Genomic DNA, 14,969 nt, shown 5'->3' on the forward strand with positions numbered 1-14,969 from the left:
TCGGCTATTTGAGCCACACCAGCAGCGGAACGGGCGCGCGTCCTTCGCAGGACAGCGTGCCCTCGTAATTGCGCGTCTTGCGGGCGCTGTAGGTGCAGGGCGCGCCGTCCAGCACCAGCTCGGCGGTGACCTGCGAATCCGCACCCGTGATTTGCAGCTTGATTTCTCCGGCGCGTTCGTCCGGCCCGTCCTGCGTGCAGATGCCCACATGCTTCATCTTGAGCGGTCCGGAAAACTGCCTGGGCGTGCCCGGCGTGCTTTCGGTGAGATGTCCGGTCAGCTCCCATTCGCCGAGCACGCCGGCCTGGCCGAGGATCTCCATCGCGCCAACCGGCGGCACCTGGCCAAGCGATAGCGCAACGACGCCGAGCAGCGCCGCACCACCGTTGCGCCATGTCGTCAGTGGCATCACAGCTTGCTTCCGGTCGTCTGGTGCAATTCGATCAGCTCCGGCCGCGATAGATCGGCGTCGGCCGTGAGTCGGGCGATCTGATCAGCGCATTCCTGGGTCTTGGCCTGATCGCCGGCCGCCTTGGCGCTCTTGATCATGCCGAGATAAGTCGCCAGCCGGTTGGGCTCCTTCTTGAGCACGGCCTCGTAGGCGGCGAGCGCCTCCTTGGCCATGCCGCGGTCGAGCAGCATCGCGGCGTAGAGCTCACGCGCCGGCGCCAGCGGCCCCGGGGTGACCGGATGCTTCTCGGTCTTGTCTTCCGCCTCCGCGGCGGCGTTCATCGCGCCGAGCGCCTCGTCGTATTTGCCTTCCGCGTACAGCACCCAGGCGCTGGCGATCTGCTGCTGGATGTCGACGATGTTGGACCAGTAGGCGTCCTTCGTGTCCTTCAACTTATTGCGCAGCTCGACCAGCTTGGCGACGTCGGCCTTGGCGGCGGCGGGATCACCGGAGCGTGCGGCGCCGACCGCGCGGGCGAAATAGGTGATGGCGTCCGCATAGGCGTATTTGGTCGGATGCACTTCAAGCGCGGCAGCACCCTTCCAGTCGCCGCGTTCGAAGACATAGCGGGCCTGGCTTGCCGCCACCGCGAAGGGGCCTGCGAACCGGTCGAGCTTGAACTGGAGCTTGCCGAGCTCGTCGACCACCGCACGCGCCTCCTTGTCCTGGCCGAGCTGGAGATAGGCATAGACCAGATAGTCCATCGCGTGCGCCTGGTCCTGCTGCTCGCCGTCTTCCTTGGCGATGCGCGCGGATTCCTTGTTCGAGGCGATCGACTCCTTCCAGTAGCCGACGCGCGTGAAGATGTGCGACGGCATGTGCTGGGCATGCGGCGCGTGTTCGGCGATCTTGGCATAGCGCATCGCCGCGGGGAGGCCCTTCTCCGCGAGCGCCGGATAGTCGTAGAGATGGATCAGATAATGGGCGATGCCGGGGTGCTCGGGCTGGCGCGTGAAGATCGGTTCGAGCAGCGCCGCGCCTTTCAGCTGGTTGGCATAGGTCTTGTCGCCCGGCGAGGCCGCGACGTTGAGCGTGATCGCATAGGCGATCTGCGCCTCGTCGTCGTCGGCATAGTGCGTCGCGACCTGCTCTTCGGCCGCGAGGAATCGCTGCACGCGGGTGCGGTGATCGACCTTGTCGTAGTCGACATACATCGCCGCGATGGCATCGATGTATTCGCGCTCGCGCGGGGTGCTGGCATTCAGCGCCTGGCCTTTTTTCGCAGCTTCGAGACCGAGCGGAAGGTTTTCCGGCGGCGGCGGCGCGTGCGGATTGTAGAGATAGCTGAGCGCGATGCCCCAATAGGCGATGGCGCATTGCGGGTCGGCCTGCAGCACCTCCTCGAAGGTGCGTCGCGACGCGCTGTACCAGAACGAATGCTGATACAGCATGGCGCGATCGAACAGCTCCTGCGCTTCAGGCTTGCAGGATGTTACAAAATGGACTTTGCCCAATCGTTGCTCAGTAGAATCCGAGGCGGCAGGCTGCGAAATGGTCGCGGCAATGAGGCCAACGACCACAGCGAGGGGAAACCGTGTCATGGGACCCGCTCCGTGGCGTTGAAGGCGAAAACCGTACGATATCACCTTTCCCGCACCGCCGGAACAGCAGGGGCCGTTCTGGTCCAGCTGTCCAGCGCGATCCCTAACGCCTTGATCTTCCGGTACAACGTCGCGCGGCTGAGCCCGAGCGCCCTGGCGGCGTCCGTCACTCTTCCGTCATTGGCGCGCAATGCATCGACGATTGCGGTGCGCTCGCTCGCTGCGTGATCGGCCTCCACACCGCGCGCGCTGAACGGCGGCAGATCGAGATCGGCCTCGGTGATGACGCCGCCCTCGGCGGTGGCGCCGGCGAGCCGCAGCACGTGACGAAGCTGGCGCATGTTGCCGGGGAACGGATAGGCCATCAGCTGTGTCCAGGCGTCGGCCGCGATGCGGCAGTGCGGCGCTTCCTCGTCGGCGATCTGCGCGATGACGTCGCTGCGGTCGGCGCGTTCGCGCAGCGCGGGCAGGCGGATCTCCATGCCGCGCAGCCGGTAATACAGATCGGAGCGGAAGCTGCCGTCCTCCGCCATCCGCGCCAGATCACGGTGCGTGGCGCTGATCAGGCGGATGTCGACCGCGACAGGCTTCAGCGCGCCGAGCGGCCAGACCTCGCGGTTTTCCAGCACGCGCAGCAGCCGGGTTTGCAGCGAAAGCGGCATGTCGCCGATCTCGTCGAGGAACAGCGTGCCGCCAGAGGCCTGCACGATCAGCCCCTTCGATCCCTCGCGCCGCGCGCCGGTGAAGGCGCCGGCCTCGTAGCCGAACAGCTCGGCATCGATCAGGCTCTCCGGCATCGCCGCGCAGTTCAGGGCCACATAGTTGCGGCCAGCCCGATTGCTCGCGGCATGGATGGCGCGCGCGAACACGTCCTTGCCGGCGCCGGTCTCGCCATGCAGCAGGATCGGCAGATCGAGATTGCCGACCGTCATCAGCCGCTTCACGCCCTTGATCAGCACGGGATCGCGGCCCGCCAGCCTGTGCAGGCCCGAAAACTGTCCGGCCGGTTTTTCGCGCGGCGGCGTGGATGGTGGACGCGGCGATCGCGCCCGCACCGGCGGCGCCAGATGGCCGCGGCCCCACGGCGTGCCGTCGGCGCGGCGCAGCGCGACCGGCTCGTCCGTGGCCCGCGTCGCGCGATCGTCCAGTTGAATGAGATGCGACAGGTCGATGCCGTCGTCGAGCATCGCGTCCGTCAGGCCGAACGCGGCGCGCGCGGTGCGGCAGGCGCCGACCACGCGGCGGTCGTCGTCATAGGCCAGCATGCCGTGCCCGTCGCCGGGCAGCATCGCGATCCAGGAGGCGCGGTAGCGCCGGCGGAAGAACGACTGCTCGATCCGCCGCGTCGCCTCCGTGGTGACGGCGAGCGCCAGTTCATGCGCGCTGCGGCCGAGGTCGCTGCGGCACGAGGTGATGTTGACGGCGCCGGCGAGCCGCCCGGCATGATCGAACAGCGGCGACACCGCGCAGGTGAACATGTGCCACTGCTCGCGGAAATGCTCGTCGCCATGCACCAGGATCGGACGCTGCTCGGCGAGCGCGGTGCCGAGCCCGTTGGTGCCCTCGAAAGTCTCGGCGAAGTTCGAGCCGGTATAGATCTTCCATTCCAGGAACATCCGCGCGTAGTCGCCCCCGGGCAGCCGGCTCACCAGCATGGTGGCGTTGGGATCGGCGAGGTTGACGCAGTAGCCGGAGTCGTGGAGCACGCGGGCGAGGTCCTCGAGCTCGGGGATCGCGACCTGGATCAAATCCTCCATCGGCTCGGCGAGGTGCCGGACCTCGGCCTCGGTCAGGGTCTGCGGCGGGCCGCGCCGGGCCGGATCGAGGTTGTGACTGACCACGCAGCGCCGCCAGGACGCGGCTATCCGCGTCTCGGTGTTGACGCCGGCCACCTGGTTGGCCGCCGACAAAACACGGGCAACGTGATTTGAGGCCGAAAGATTGGCCATCCAGAGGTCTCCACCCCTAATTTTCCGCGAAGTCTGGCAGCCCATGGCCGAATGTCAATTGGCCGACGGGGTCGCGGGGTGGGGAGCATTTGGGGGGAGGCAGCTCTGTCCAGAGGATCAGCGAAGCGTAATCCGCCATTCCGAGCGGATCGGCTCCAACCTCCCCTTGAAAAGGGGAGGTTGCTTTGCTCGGCAGAGCAACGCGGGTGGGGATCCGCTTCGGGCAAAGGAGAAGGCAGACCGTAGCCCGGATGGAGCGTAGCGTAATCCGGGGCTGCTCTAGCCGGGGATGGTCCAGCCCCGGATTGCGCTCGCTGCATCCGGGCTACGGGGATGACTTCACATCGCCGGCGGTGAAGAGCACGAAACATCGCCGGCGGTGAAGAGCACGAACGAACGCCCCGCCGCCTTGTACGTGCCGTCGAACGCAAACTGCGCGCCCGGCGGCTCTTCCGGCGCGTTGGTATCGAGCAGCAGCGACCACTGTGGCCCCGCCGACGTCGGCGGCAGCTTGAAGTCGACCTCGCCGTCATAGCTGTTGAGGATGACAAGTACGGTGTCGTCCTCGGCCTCGCGCGCGATCGCGGTCTTGCGCGCGCGGCCGTCGAGCACGACGCCGAAACATTTGATCCAGCCGGTGGTCCAGTCGGCCTGCGTCATCTCCGTGCCTGCGGTGCTGATCCAGACCACGTCGCGGATCTCGAGCTGCGGATCGCGATCGCCGGAGAGGAAGCGACTGCGGCGCAAGATCGGATAGTCGCGCCGCAGCTTGATCATCCGCTTGGTGAAAGCGAGCAGCTTCCCGGCGTCGTCGGAAAAATTCCAGTCGAACCACGAGATGTCGTTGTCCTGGCAGTACGCATTGTTGTTGCCGCGCTGGGTGCGGCCGAACTCGTCGCCGCCGAGCAGCATCGGCGTGCCCTGCGAAGCCAGCAGCGTCGCCAGCATGTTGCGCTTCTGGCGTTCACGCAAAGTGCGGATATCCGGATTGTCGGTCGGGCCCTCGGCGCCGCAATTCCAGGAGTGGTTGTCCGACGAGCCGTCATTGTTGTGCTCGCCGTTGGCTTCATTGTGCTTGTTGTTGTAGCTCGCCCAGTCGTTCAGGGTGAATCCGTCATGGGCGGTGATGAAGTTGACGCTGGCCCAGGTGCGGCGGCCCTCGCGGTTGAACACGTCGTGCGAGCCGAGCAGCCGCGGCGCCAGGCTGCCTGGCGCCGCCTCGCCGCGCCAGAAATCGCGCACGACGTTGCGGTACTTGTCGTTCCATTCCGCCCAGCCCGGCGGGAAGCCGCCGACCTGGTAGCCGCCGGGGCCGCAGTCCCAGGGTTCTGCGATCAGCTTGACGGTCGCGAGCAGCGGGTCCTGGTTCATCGCCTTCAGGAAGCCGGACTGCTCGTCGAAGCCGTAGACCTCGCGCGCCAGGATGGTGCCGAGATCGAAGCGGAAGCCGTCGACATGCATGTGGCCGGCCCAGTAGCGCAGGCTGTCCATCACCATCTGGATCACCCGCGGATGCGACAGGTTCACCGTGTTGCCGGTGCCGGTGTCGTTGATGTAGTAGCGCCGCTTGTCCGGCAGCAGCCGGTAATAGCTCGCATTGTCGATGCCCTTGAACGACAGCGTCGGGCCGCGCTCATTGCCTTCGGCGGTGTGGTTGTAGACGACATCGAGAATGACTTCGAGCCCGGCGCCATGCAGCCGCGACACCATCTCCTTGAATTCGCGCAGGCTGTTCGGCACGTCGGCGGCGTAGCGCGGATCCGGCGCGAAGAAGCCGATGGTGTTGTAGCCCCAGTAATTGGTGAGGCGCTTGTCGAGGAGGTTGCTGTCGTTGATGAAGGAATGCACCGGCAGCAGTTCGACCGAGGTGATGCCGAGCGCCTTGAGATGGTCGATCGCGGCGTTCGAGCCGAAGCCGGCATAGGTGCCGCGCAAATGTTCGTCGACGCCCGGGTGCTGTTTGGTGAAACCCTTGACGTGGGTCTCGTAGACCACGGTCTCGTCCCAATGCACGTCCTGCCGCTGCGCTTCCTGGATCCAGTCGAAATTGGGATCGACCACCACGCATTTCGGCATGAACGGCGCGCTGTCGCGCTCGTCGAAGGTGAGGTCGTCGCCGCTTTCCATCTTGTAGCCGAACACCGCCGGATTCCACGTCAGGCTGCCGGCATGGGCGCAGGCGTAGGGATCGAGCAGCAGCTTGTTCGGATTGAAGCGGTGGCCGCCGTCCGGCTGGTAGGGGCCGTAAACGCGATAGCCGTAGAACGTCCCCGGCTGCACGCCGTTGATGAAGCCGTGAAACACCTGGTCGGTATATTCGGGCAGCTCGAAGCGATGCGTCTCGCGCTCGCCGTCGAACAGGCAGACCTCGACCTTGGTGGCGTTGGCGGAAAACACCGCGAAATTGGTGCCGTGGCCGCTCCAGTGGGCGCCCAGCGGATAGGGCAGCCCCTCCTCAATGACGTAATCGGACATCGGTCCCCCAGCCATGAGATCAACCTGCAACAAACGCCGCCGCGCGGAAAACGTTGCATGGGCCATTTTAGGAGAGTTTGCCCCTGGCCTGTGTGACGGTTCAAACGCGACGCCGCTCTCTCCGTTCGCCATTCGGGGCATACGAAGCGTATGTGTGACTCACTGAGCGCGCAACATATTCACTGTCGTCCCGGCGAAGGCCGGGACCCATTACCCCGGATATCAGTTGGTTGGCGATGCTGGGGCCGCAGCCTGCTTCAACAATTCACCCCGTGGTTATGGGTCCCGGCTTTCGCCGGGACGACAGCGGGGGGCTTGTTGAGTGCAATGCTAAATCAGCCGCATGCCCTTGAAGCTGGTATGCCCGTTCTTGCCGACGATGATGTGATCGTGCACGGCGATCCCGAGCGGCTTGGCGATCTCGACGATCGCTTTGGTCATCTGGATGTCGGCCTGCGACGGTGTCGGATCGCCGGAGGGGTGGTTGTGCATGAGCCTGCGGCGTCTATTATCTATTTGAGTTTGCTGTTATTTTAGATTCTGATCGAGCTGTAGGAGGCGGAGACTGGGGCATGTAGTGGGTGATTGTTCGTGATAGTCACGAGAGTTCACGCTCGGTCCTGGCCGCTTCGATTGGAGTCCTTGTTTCAATGCCCGATCTGTCCGTGACATGCATTTCAGTGCGTATCGACGGCTTACGGACACCGCCGAAAGCATCAGCCTGAATGCTCAGGTTTTCCGTTAACGTGTCCTTTCATCGACGGCTTCCTCCAATACGTGCAACGTATCGCGCCGCTCGAACAGTAAAATTAGCTCTCTGACCCGGGCCGATTTGCGGTCGCCGGGAATTTCGTCAATGTCCACGCCCAGGAGAAAGCAAAGGTTCTTAAACTCTTCCATATCGAACGCCGTACACAGCTCATCGAACAATTTCTTACGTTGAGCTATCGAAATACGCGACTTCGTTGCCGCTACCGAAGCAACGGACTTCGGCCACGCCCCCTCCGAGAGGGAAACTGGGCGCGACTCAATGAAGCTTCGCAAGCACGAAGCCGCGGAATACGCTGCGTACTCTTGCCACATGTCATTCTTTTTGCCGTCGGCGAAGTCGCAGATGGCTCGGATCGTCAAGAATCCCACCTTCTTGACAGCGCTGAATGCCGCAGAAGCGACTCCTGCACTCTCCATCTCAATTGCGATGAGATCGCGTTGCAACGACCGAAGCTCTTGGGCAGCCTCGCTTGAAGCAATCACCTTCTCTCCAGAGGCAATTGGTCCGACATGAATTCTCGGCTCGATGGCGCTCGCGCTTTTCCCATCGGGCCTTGAAGGCAAATGTGCGCGCCACGTTGAGTCGGTCAAGTTCAGTATTCCATCCACGAGGATGGGGTCCGCCTGAAATTGCCGAGCTCGATGCTCCTGATGATTGGGTCGAACCTTCGAGAGCTCATAATAGAAAATGGAGTTCGAGGCCACGATATCGCCGAAGCCCTGATCCTTTCTAGAGATTCCACCAGCAATTCCATTCACAAGTACAAATCGCGGCTTCCATTTGTGGATGAGGTCCGATGTCGCATGTGCGGCATCGAGATTTCCCATCGAATGAAGGAGAGTGGCAACAACTCGATACGAGCCGCCGCGTCTTGTTGGAATCGTTCCGCGAAGGTACGTGCGGGTCGAATCCGATGTCGACGAAATCGGTACCAGCTCAGGAAAATAATGCTTAAGCGCAGCCAATTCCTTCCGCAACGCGACGACAACTGCGAAGTCGACTGATTCGTCCTCCACCTGTCGCGAGAGGTCGGTAGCCTGCTTGTCAGTAAGCTCGACAGCAACCGAGCTGAGAAATGCTGCGACGCGGCTCTCATGGCGCCGTTTCATGAGAAGCAACGAATCCGCTGTGTAAGTGGTCGGATCCTGATCGACCAAACGATGATGCGTTGGACATAGGATGATCAAGTTGTCTGCGTCGTTGCGCGACTCTTCGGATTGCGCGGGATCGAATCTCGGCCCCCCGGGAGAGGCCGCACGAATGTGGCAGAGTTCGCCCAGTAATGCGCGAGATTGAGGCTGAACGAGCTGCGTTGTACATCCCGGGAAAGCGCATAGGCCCCCCGAAGAAGCGAACAGAATCTTTATCGAACGATCACTGGGTTGTCGTCGCATAGCACCTCAAGCACGCTCCGCATGCCGTCGCCCCGTAGTCAAGAGATCATAGCCTTCAACGCCCATCAACCGGATACGTGTCGATAAGCCGACACTTTGTGGCTAACGTTGCTATTGAGCAGGCCGTCTAGAGCTGCGCGACATCGAGTAGCCTTCTAACTCTTCTTTGCGGGGGGCATGTTCTTTCCATTTGCATCGTGGAGGCATTCGCGCTTAAGTTGATCATATTGAAGGTCCGTCTTAATTGACATGGCGTACTTCCGCGCGGAAACGCGACGGGGGATGGATGATCGACTCTCTTCGCGTTGCAAAAACAGCAAATTTTCACATTCTTAAGCGGCAGATGAGCAATGCCGCATTGGATGACCTTTTTCGCCAAGTTCGGGCAAGCCAGCCCTCGGCCTCCCAAAACATATTCTACCATCGGCGCGTCCAAGCTGGGCGCGCGCGTTGGTCTGCGATCTCCTTCCTCTATGACCGCTCGCCTTCATTCTTAACCGAAGACGCAGGAATCCGAGAACGAATCTGCGGATTTATTCTTTTGATCGAATATCGCGATCATCTCGCGATTCTTAAATCCAAGCTCGATCTTCCGGCAGGATTTTTCACCCGCTATCTCGGTCGAGTATCAGCCGAACGCGTGGATCGTGCGGTCGCACGGCAGGGAGCGGTGTTCGAAAAGATTCGGCTTCGAAACATGTCGGTCTCCAAGCACGTGATGAGGAGTAAAACGTTCGAAGCCGATGACCTACAAAATGTTGTCGGGCCTGCTGGCGCAAACCGGTATGTGCCCCAGGCGTACGCGGTCCGGTCGGGAACTGACCACTATTCTACAACTCCTAGCACCGGCAGGATAGGGCAGCGGTCTGATCGGGTCGATCACCTCGCACTTGTGGAGTACGCGAAATCTGTAATTGACGAGCTGGTAGGTGGAAGAGCTGCACCTGCCAGCTTTCTCCGTACCTTAGCCCGCGCTATCGATTTGGCGAGTATTGGCGGCACCGCGCGTCCAACAAGTTTTGCCGTCGACGTTGCGGGATTTGTTGATGCGATCCATGTCGATCGCGAAATCAGACTTGTACATGAAGATAGCGGTAGACTCACTCAACTCTCCAAGCATGAAATCGATGCAGCGTTAAATGAGCTCGATCGTGCGTTTAGGGTCAGCGGCGACGGAAAGAGGATGGATATCTTCGACGGTGCTGATTCGGTTGGAGCAATTGCAATCAACCAAGCTCGCGTAGCATTGCGTGACTTGCAATTGCCGATCACTGCCGGCATCGAGGTCGAAAGTACAGAGTATGCTCTCGGTCACGATCCAAATCGGATCTCGCTCCGACGCTACATCGATCGCGAGGATAAGTTCATATTGCTGTTCGACGCCCTCTCTTTAGCTTACATCGACGGGACCTTGTTCCGCGACGAAGGCTTTGTAGATGGTGGCGCAGCCCTGTTGCGCCATTTGCGCTCTGATCCGCTCCTAGACGGAGTGACTGATGAAAAGGGTAACTTTTCGACGCGAAAGGCCACCTTTGATGCTGACTCCACTTTCGGTGTGATCGAAGCGAGTGTTGCGGACGGGGACGATGTGCTTGTGTGCGACGATCTTGGCGACGAATGGGCGGACTATATTGGGCTAAACAACTCCAGCAGCCCGCCTAGAATTACCTTTTATCACGCAAAGCATGGTCCACTATCGCTCGGTGCTGGGCCGTTCCATATCTCCGTGAGCCAAGCAATTAAGAACTTGCAGCGTATGAGCCTTCCGCCGGAATCGATGGAAGCGAAAATTCGTGGTTGGAACAGCAAGTATGTAAGCGGTAGCGGAGTCAAAACCCGGATCAAGAGGATTGTCCGAGGCGATGCCGACGAGCTAATGAACGAATTCGCTCAAGTGCGGCTTGCGCCGGATGCAATTCGTCGGGTCTTCATCGTGACCTCTTCGCTGAGCCGCGGTGCTGTTGAAGAGGCGCTAAAGGAAGTCGCAGCCGGCCAAGCGCCAGACCCATACTTCGTTCAGCTCTATTGGCTGTTGATGTCATTCTTCTCGGCGTGTACCGAAATGAACGCACATGGATACGTGATCTGTCAAACTTAGCAGGCGCTGATCACGGAGTCGGTATTCGAAACTGCGATTTGGCTATTCCGGCTGTTAAGGCCCGACAGCCGGCTGACTGCTAACCTATGCGCAGTTGTAGTAAAGAGCGCGTGCCATGCTTACTTTGCAGCAGATGGAAGAGGTAAGGGTTCGCCTAGCGCAGCAACTGATATTCTACATGCCCGTTAAGCTGTTTCCTATTGCGCAGAAATTAGCGTTTCCGATTCTTTTAGAGTTCACACGACTAGTGGATTTTAGGAATCTGGAAATTCCACCAGAGAAGATCAAAATTACTGACTTGATCTACGAAGACAGGCTTCCGTCAGTGTTCGAGTCGTTTATCGCTCGGCGGTTTTCCGAGGGGAATAAGCAAGCGGAGTTGCGAGTAGCGGGAATCATTACACCAGATCACAAGATCGTCCTGGCAGATCGTAAAACGGCAGAGGGATTTCTAATAAAGGCAAACTCAGCGGTTTGGTATGAAATTGTAGCAAGCCTGCAATCGGATTGGAGCCAAGCGTATTCACTTTCTGCGACGCGTTGGGAAGAGATCGTCGCTGGTGCCTTCGATAAAGCGGGGTTCGACGAGGTGACATTAACGCCACGCTCAGGGGATCACGGACGGGATGTCATAGCTGTTCGAAGGGGGTTGGTTGCATCAAGATCATAGGATCGGTGAAGGCGTATAAGCCGAGGAACGAGGTTTCATATGATGACATTCGTGCATTGCTGGGCGTACTCAGCGGGGAGCAGAATGCCTCTAAGGGAATCCTGACTACAACGTCGGACTTTCCGCCAAGGCTAATATCTGATCCGTTCATAACTCCCTTTCTGCCGACGCGTCTCGAATTGATGAACGGTGACAGCCTTCAAAAGTGGCTTGGTGGCCTCCTGAAAAAATAGGCTTCTCCCGTTCGGATACATGCCTCTACGAGAGAGGGCTTGGGTCCGGACTTAATTGATCCACCAGGTAATCGCAGCGGCGAGGAGGATTGCGGACAGGAAGATGTCCGCGCGCTTGTCGCATCGGGTTTAGGGAATATCGAAGGTCCGTATGAACCCGTGCGATCGATTGTTGTCGTAGAGCCGGAGGGAAAGATCCGATTTGGGCATCCAGACGCGGCCGACCTCGACCGCCAGGGAGGCGGGAAGCGCGGGAAAAACATGCAGCAGCGTTCCCTCGCCATGCCGAGCCTTGATGCGGTCGTAGAGCCGTCGGAGTTCGCGCCGAAATGCGGCCTGATCGTCAGCTCGCCGCAAGACGTCGTTGTGAGGTTGATCCGCGCAGAGCGACCAGATCGCGGCTTCGTCGCCGAGAACCGCCTGGAGTCGCGCGTCGGTCACGGTAGCGCTGACACCGAGCTTTAGCGCGACCGAGCCTGACAGCCCGATATCCGGTTCGGTGACCTGGAATGTGATCGGGGGGCCATCGGACGCCCATCGCCAACTCGCGGGTTCGCGATGCCTTTGATGAACGACGGCCGGAACGATATCGCAGAGCAGCCAGCCAAGCTCGATCAGCAGCGGCTGCGGTGCGAGTGCGAATACGCTTAGATGCCTAATCTCCTGTCGCTCTACGCGGCCTCGCACCTTCGCTTCGAACTGGCGTCTCAGGTTCTCGCGCTGGACCGTCCAATAGGCAGGCTCGTTGTCTCGAAACGCACAGCCTACCATTTCAAGATCCAACCTCTGGCCGCTGGCTGGGTGGCGGTCGGGCGGCATCGCCGAAAAGATCGCCTGCGTCGATACAAGCGCCTCGTTGTCACAAATGCTCGCCCCAAACCTGATGACGTGAGATGCCCGGTCTTCGTCGATGCCGGCAACGATCGCGATCCGGCCCTCGTGCTCGGCTTTCATAGTTAGCAGAACAGATTCCGGATGATCGGCGACGGCGTCAAGATCGATCAGCTTGTGATGTCGGGCGCACATCAACATTAGATTTTCCAGACTACGCGCGAGCTGAGTCGACCGGATCGGATCGCCGCGCGGGCCGCCTTCGACGTCAGCCACGATGTGTGCGATGAAGCCGAAGATCCCGTCTTGCCGCCCGGCCACCAGGTCGCCGACCAAATCAGTATTGCATCCACGATATTGGCAGCGGCCAGCAGCCCGCGCCCACAGCGCCGATTGGACCTTTTGCGGAATGCTGCTCTTAGACACCGACGCCACCTGCTACGACGTGGCGGCCGCTCGCTGTCCATTGACCCGTTGCGCGCCAGCCCTCGTAAGCGGCAAGCCACTCGATCACCCAGGGCACAGTTGTCTGCGAGAGGCTGTCGAACGGCGACCAATCGTCGGAATCGGGATCGAGCATGCATAGCGTCACTTCGCCATCCGAACCGTAGTACACGTGAGGGAGCCTACCCTCCGGGTCGCCCGGACGGTGCCGTAACGGCGGTGACAAGACTTTGACGCGTGGCTGGAGAATGCGCACGTCGAGCCGTTCGATCACCAGCGGCGCTCGATAAGTGATCTCGACCTGAAACGTCTGAAGCAAAGGCCGGAGAGGGCCCTGCCACGCCGCGATTGCGCCGTGGCGGCCGATGAGTTTCAAGTTCGGCCACAAGGAAGCCATGTCAGTGATCTGGGCGTCGACCGTCATCACCACTTATCGGCGCTCTCCCATGTTGGTGTGTGCGCGAGCCGCGACTGGCGCCAGGCTGGTCGCCGCGCCGATGATCGCCGGCGCGGCGGGAACGAACAGGCCGCCGGAGCGCGTATAACCATGCTGCCGTGATTGAACTTGGCGCCCGAGCCGCTGGTTGAAAGCTTTGACAGAACGCGTGACGACCCGGTCCCCGAACTGCCCGCGCAACCACTCCTGCAAGTCCTCCAGCTGCACGTCGCCGGTGCGGGCGGCTTCGAGCCCGTTAGCGAGGGTGTGCAGGTGGCGAGAATAGGTTGTCTGTTGCAGCTGAGATTCTGGCCAACGGTCGGTGAAACGCTCGACCGGAAATTCGGGGTTGGGCACGACCAGGAGCTGGCCGCGCTTCGCGGCGTCGTCGATCGCGCGGGCCGTCCAGCGCGCCTGCCGGATCAGCATTTCCGCAAGCCTCATGCCCGGACGGGCGGCATGGCCGGCATGGCACGACAACATCACCGATGGCGGGATCCGGCCCGTCTCGGTCGCGTAGGCGATGTTGCGGTGCCGCTTGATTAGCTGCAGCGCGACCGTCGTCACGCTCTTGATGATGAGCGGCGTTTGCGGCGGAACGTCCTCGACGTCCGCTGCGGCGAAGGCGATTCCGGCCTGTTCGTACAGCTGACGATTCAGCGCCAGCGCGAACCGCTCCTCGGTAGGCGTTCGGGCGCAATACCACTTCCCGAAGGCATATGAGTTCATCGGCACATAGCGCGCCGGGTCGCTGCGAGTCCCCTTCTTCGCATGCGGGATCTCGCCTTCCTTCTCCTTCGGCGCCCGCCGCCGCGACGGCGTAATGTCAAGATGCATGCCGTCGGCGTAGTAGAGCGTGATGCACCGAGTTTGGCGCACGACCTTGCTTACCGGGTAGCTCTCGAGTGCGGCTTCCAGGTCATCCAGCAGCGCCTCGGGACCGAGGTCGGGGCCTTCGATCTCGGCGACGATATCGAGATCGTACTCGTCGTCCGTGCCGCGGGTCGACGTGGTTGCGTCGATTGCCATGGAGCCCTGGGGATAGAAGCAGGCGACCCTGCCTTCGAGCGGACTACCGGGTCGTTCGATGTAGCGTCGGACCGCCTCATATCGCTCGACCGCCTTGGCATGCAGGCCGGGCGGAAGCTGAATATTGATGGCAAGCTCGGCGAGTACCGCGTCCAGCGGGTCGGCAAAGGGATCATCAGGCCGATCATCGCGGCGCAGGGACGGAAAATTCGACATCGATATTGGTCCTCTTCTTTGAATGACCTCCGCGCGCCGATCCGACCGGATCGCCCTGGTGAGCGATCCGTTGGGTTATCCTTTCGGCGGGAAGGGATCGTTTCCGTAGGAGTTGGCGTCGCGAATGCGGCCATCGGGACGGTGGATGACGACTTCGCCGTGCTCGCGAAGCGCAGTGCTACGCGCCGCCTCCGTCGCCTCGGCTTGGGTGTGATGGGTGGACCCCACCCGCAACGCCCCCTCACGTCGGGTTGCCCAACCTGATTCGTGCGGCACGACATGAATGCGCTTCGACATCTCGGTTCCTTCGCCTCGTCGGTGAGCGTCGCGCTCTCCGGCGGGATATGGATTCCTGAGATTGGCCAATATGTCAAGTAATGATCACACTAGTAAGTTTGTAATAAGCACATAATGTTTGCGGGATTGACAT

12 protein-coding genes and 2 pseudogenes are annotated in these 14,969 nt (G+C 61.1%); 3 read left to right on the plus strand and 11 right to left on the minus strand.

Features of this window, described 5'->3' with window-relative positions:
• Positions 1 to 4 precede the first annotated feature (4 nt).
• From ACE10X_RS03080 to ACE10X_RS03110, 7 genes and pseudogenes are all read right to left on the minus strand, one after another.
• A complete protein-coding gene (locus ACE10X_RS03080; RefSeq protein ID WP_038385584.1) occupies positions 5 to 409 on the minus strand; it encodes a hypothetical protein in 405 nt (134 codons plus the stop codon).
• Positions 409 to 1,842, minus strand: a complete 1,434-nt coding sequence (locus tag ACE10X_RS03085) for a hypothetical protein (RefSeq protein WP_375764042.1) — start codon at positions 1,840 to 1,842, stop codon at positions 409 to 411. The genes ACE10X_RS03080 and ACE10X_RS03085 overlap by 1 nt, the downstream gene beginning before the upstream one ends.
• A gap of 191 nt (positions 1,843 to 2,033) precedes the next feature.
• Positions 2,034 to 3,941 carry a sigma-54-dependent Fis family transcriptional regulator gene (locus ACE10X_RS03090; RefSeq protein ID WP_051003054.1) on the minus strand — a complete coding sequence of 636 codons (1,908 nt, stop codon included), beginning with the start codon at positions 3,939 to 3,941 and terminating at the stop codon, positions 2,034 to 2,036.
• 339 nt (positions 3,942 to 4,280) lie between these two features.
• Complete coding sequence (glgX, locus tag ACE10X_RS03095) at positions 4,281 to 6,416, minus strand: glycogen debranching protein GlgX (protein WP_038385582.1); 2,136 nt, start codon at positions 6,414 to 6,416, stop codon at positions 4,281 to 4,283.
• A gap of 330 nt (positions 6,417 to 6,746) precedes the next feature.
• Positions 6,747 to 6,911 (minus strand): annotated as a pseudogene (locus ACE10X_RS03100) (JAB domain-containing protein); the annotation flags it as partial.
• A gap of 246 nt (positions 6,912 to 7,157) precedes the next feature.
• On the minus strand, positions 7,158 to 8,297 hold the full coding sequence (locus ACE10X_RS03105) for a 5'-methylthioadenosine/S-adenosylhomocysteine nucleosidase (protein WP_223153803.1): 1,140 nt from the start codon (positions 8,295 to 8,297) through the stop codon (positions 7,158 to 7,160).
• Positions 8,298 to 8,393: 96 nt separating this feature from the next.
• A pseudogene (locus ACE10X_RS03110) lies at positions 8,394 to 8,582 on the minus strand (hypothetical protein); the annotation flags it as partial.
• A 286-nt stretch (positions 8,583 to 8,868) separates the two neighbouring features.
• On the opposite strand from ACE10X_RS03110, the gene ACE10X_RS03115 reads away from it, so the two are divergent.
• From ACE10X_RS03115 to ACE10X_RS03125, 3 genes are all read left to right on the plus strand, one after another.
• Positions 8,869 to 10,680, plus strand: coding sequence for a hypothetical protein (locus ACE10X_RS03115; protein WP_375764043.1), 1,812 nt, complete (start codon positions 8,869 to 8,871; stop codon positions 10,678 to 10,680).
• Positions 10,681 to 10,795: 115 nt separating this feature from the next.
• Positions 10,796 to 11,350, plus strand: a complete 555-nt coding sequence (locus ACE10X_RS03120; protein WP_011082907.1) for a restriction endonuclease — start codon at positions 10,796 to 10,798, stop codon at positions 11,348 to 11,350.
• 5 nt (positions 11,351 to 11,355) lie between these two features.
• Positions 11,356 to 11,583 (plus strand): restriction endonuclease, encoded by a 228-nt coding sequence (locus ACE10X_RS03125; RefSeq protein ID WP_071908403.1) that lies wholly within the window; start codon positions 11,356 to 11,358, stop codon positions 11,581 to 11,583.
• 129 nt (positions 11,584 to 11,712) lie between these two features.
• On the opposite strand, the gene ACE10X_RS03130 is transcribed toward ACE10X_RS03125, so the two are convergent.
• The 4 genes from ACE10X_RS03130 to ACE10X_RS03145 all read right to left on the minus strand — a co-directional run bounded on the left by ACE10X_RS03130 (position 11,713) and on the right by ACE10X_RS03145 (position 14,836).
• Positions 11,713 to 12,849, minus strand: coding sequence for an SAVED domain-containing protein (locus ACE10X_RS03130; RefSeq protein WP_375764044.1), 1,137 nt, complete (start codon positions 12,847 to 12,849; stop codon positions 11,713 to 11,715).
• Positions 12,833 to 13,282 carry a hypothetical protein gene (locus tag ACE10X_RS03135; protein ID WP_202557271.1) on the minus strand — a complete coding sequence of 150 codons (450 nt, stop codon included), beginning with the start codon at positions 13,280 to 13,282 and terminating at the stop codon, positions 12,833 to 12,835. The genes ACE10X_RS03130 and ACE10X_RS03135 overlap by 17 nt, the downstream gene beginning before the upstream one ends.
• 6 nt (positions 13,283 to 13,288) lie before the next feature.
• Complete coding sequence (locus ACE10X_RS03140) at positions 13,289 to 14,539, minus strand: nucleotidyltransferase (protein ID WP_011082904.1); 1,251 nt, start codon at positions 14,537 to 14,539, stop codon at positions 13,289 to 13,291.
• Positions 14,540 to 14,614: 75 nt separating this feature from the next.
• Positions 14,615 to 14,836, minus strand: coding sequence for a DUF2188 domain-containing protein (locus ACE10X_RS03145; RefSeq protein ID WP_011082903.1), 222 nt, complete (start codon positions 14,834 to 14,836; stop codon positions 14,615 to 14,617).
• Positions 14,837 to 14,969: the final 133 nt, after the last annotated feature.

Origin of the sequence: Bradyrhizobium sp. Pha-3, assembly GCF_042258325.1 — a bacterium.
Taxonomy (GTDB): Bacteria; Pseudomonadota; Alphaproteobacteria; order Rhizobiales; family Xanthobacteraceae; genus Bradyrhizobium; species Bradyrhizobium elkanii.

Coding starts and splice junctions, on each gene's coding strand:
- ACE10X_RS03080 (WP_038385584.1), bottom strand. CDS start 409: ATGCCACTGACGACATGGCGCAACGGTGGTGCGGCGCTGCTCGGCGTC.
- ACE10X_RS03135 (WP_202557271.1), bottom strand. CDS start 13,282: ATGACGGTCGACGCCCAGATCACTGACATGGCTTCCTTGTGGCCGAAC.
- ACE10X_RS03120 (WP_011082907.1), top strand. CDS start 10,796: ATGCTTACTTTGCAGCAGATGGAAGAGGTAAGGGTTCGCCTAGCGCAG.
- glgX (WP_038385582.1), bottom strand. CDS start 6,416: ATGTCCGATTACGTCATTGAGGAGGGGCTGCCCTATCCGCTGGGCGCC.
- ACE10X_RS03145 (WP_011082903.1), bottom strand. CDS start 14,836: ATGTCGAAGCGCATTCATGTCGTGCCGCACGAATCAGGTTGGGCAACC.
- ACE10X_RS03090 (WP_051003054.1), bottom strand. CDS start 3,941: ATGGCCAATCTTTCGGCCTCAAATCACGTTGCCCGTGTTTTGTCGGCG.
- ACE10X_RS03115 (WP_375764043.1), top strand. CDS start 8,869: ATGATCGACTCTCTTCGCGTTGCAAAAACAGCAAATTTTCACATTCTT.
- ACE10X_RS03085 (WP_375764042.1), bottom strand. CDS start 1,842: ATGCTGTATCAGCATTCGTTCTGGTACAGCGCGTCGCGACGCACCTTC.
- ACE10X_RS03105 (WP_223153803.1), bottom strand. CDS start 8,297: ATGAAACGGCGCCATGAGAGCCGCGTCGCAGCATTTCTCAGCTCGGTT.
- ACE10X_RS03140 (WP_011082904.1), bottom strand. CDS start 14,539: ATGTCGAATTTTCCGTCCCTGCGCCGCGATGATCGGCCTGATGATCCC.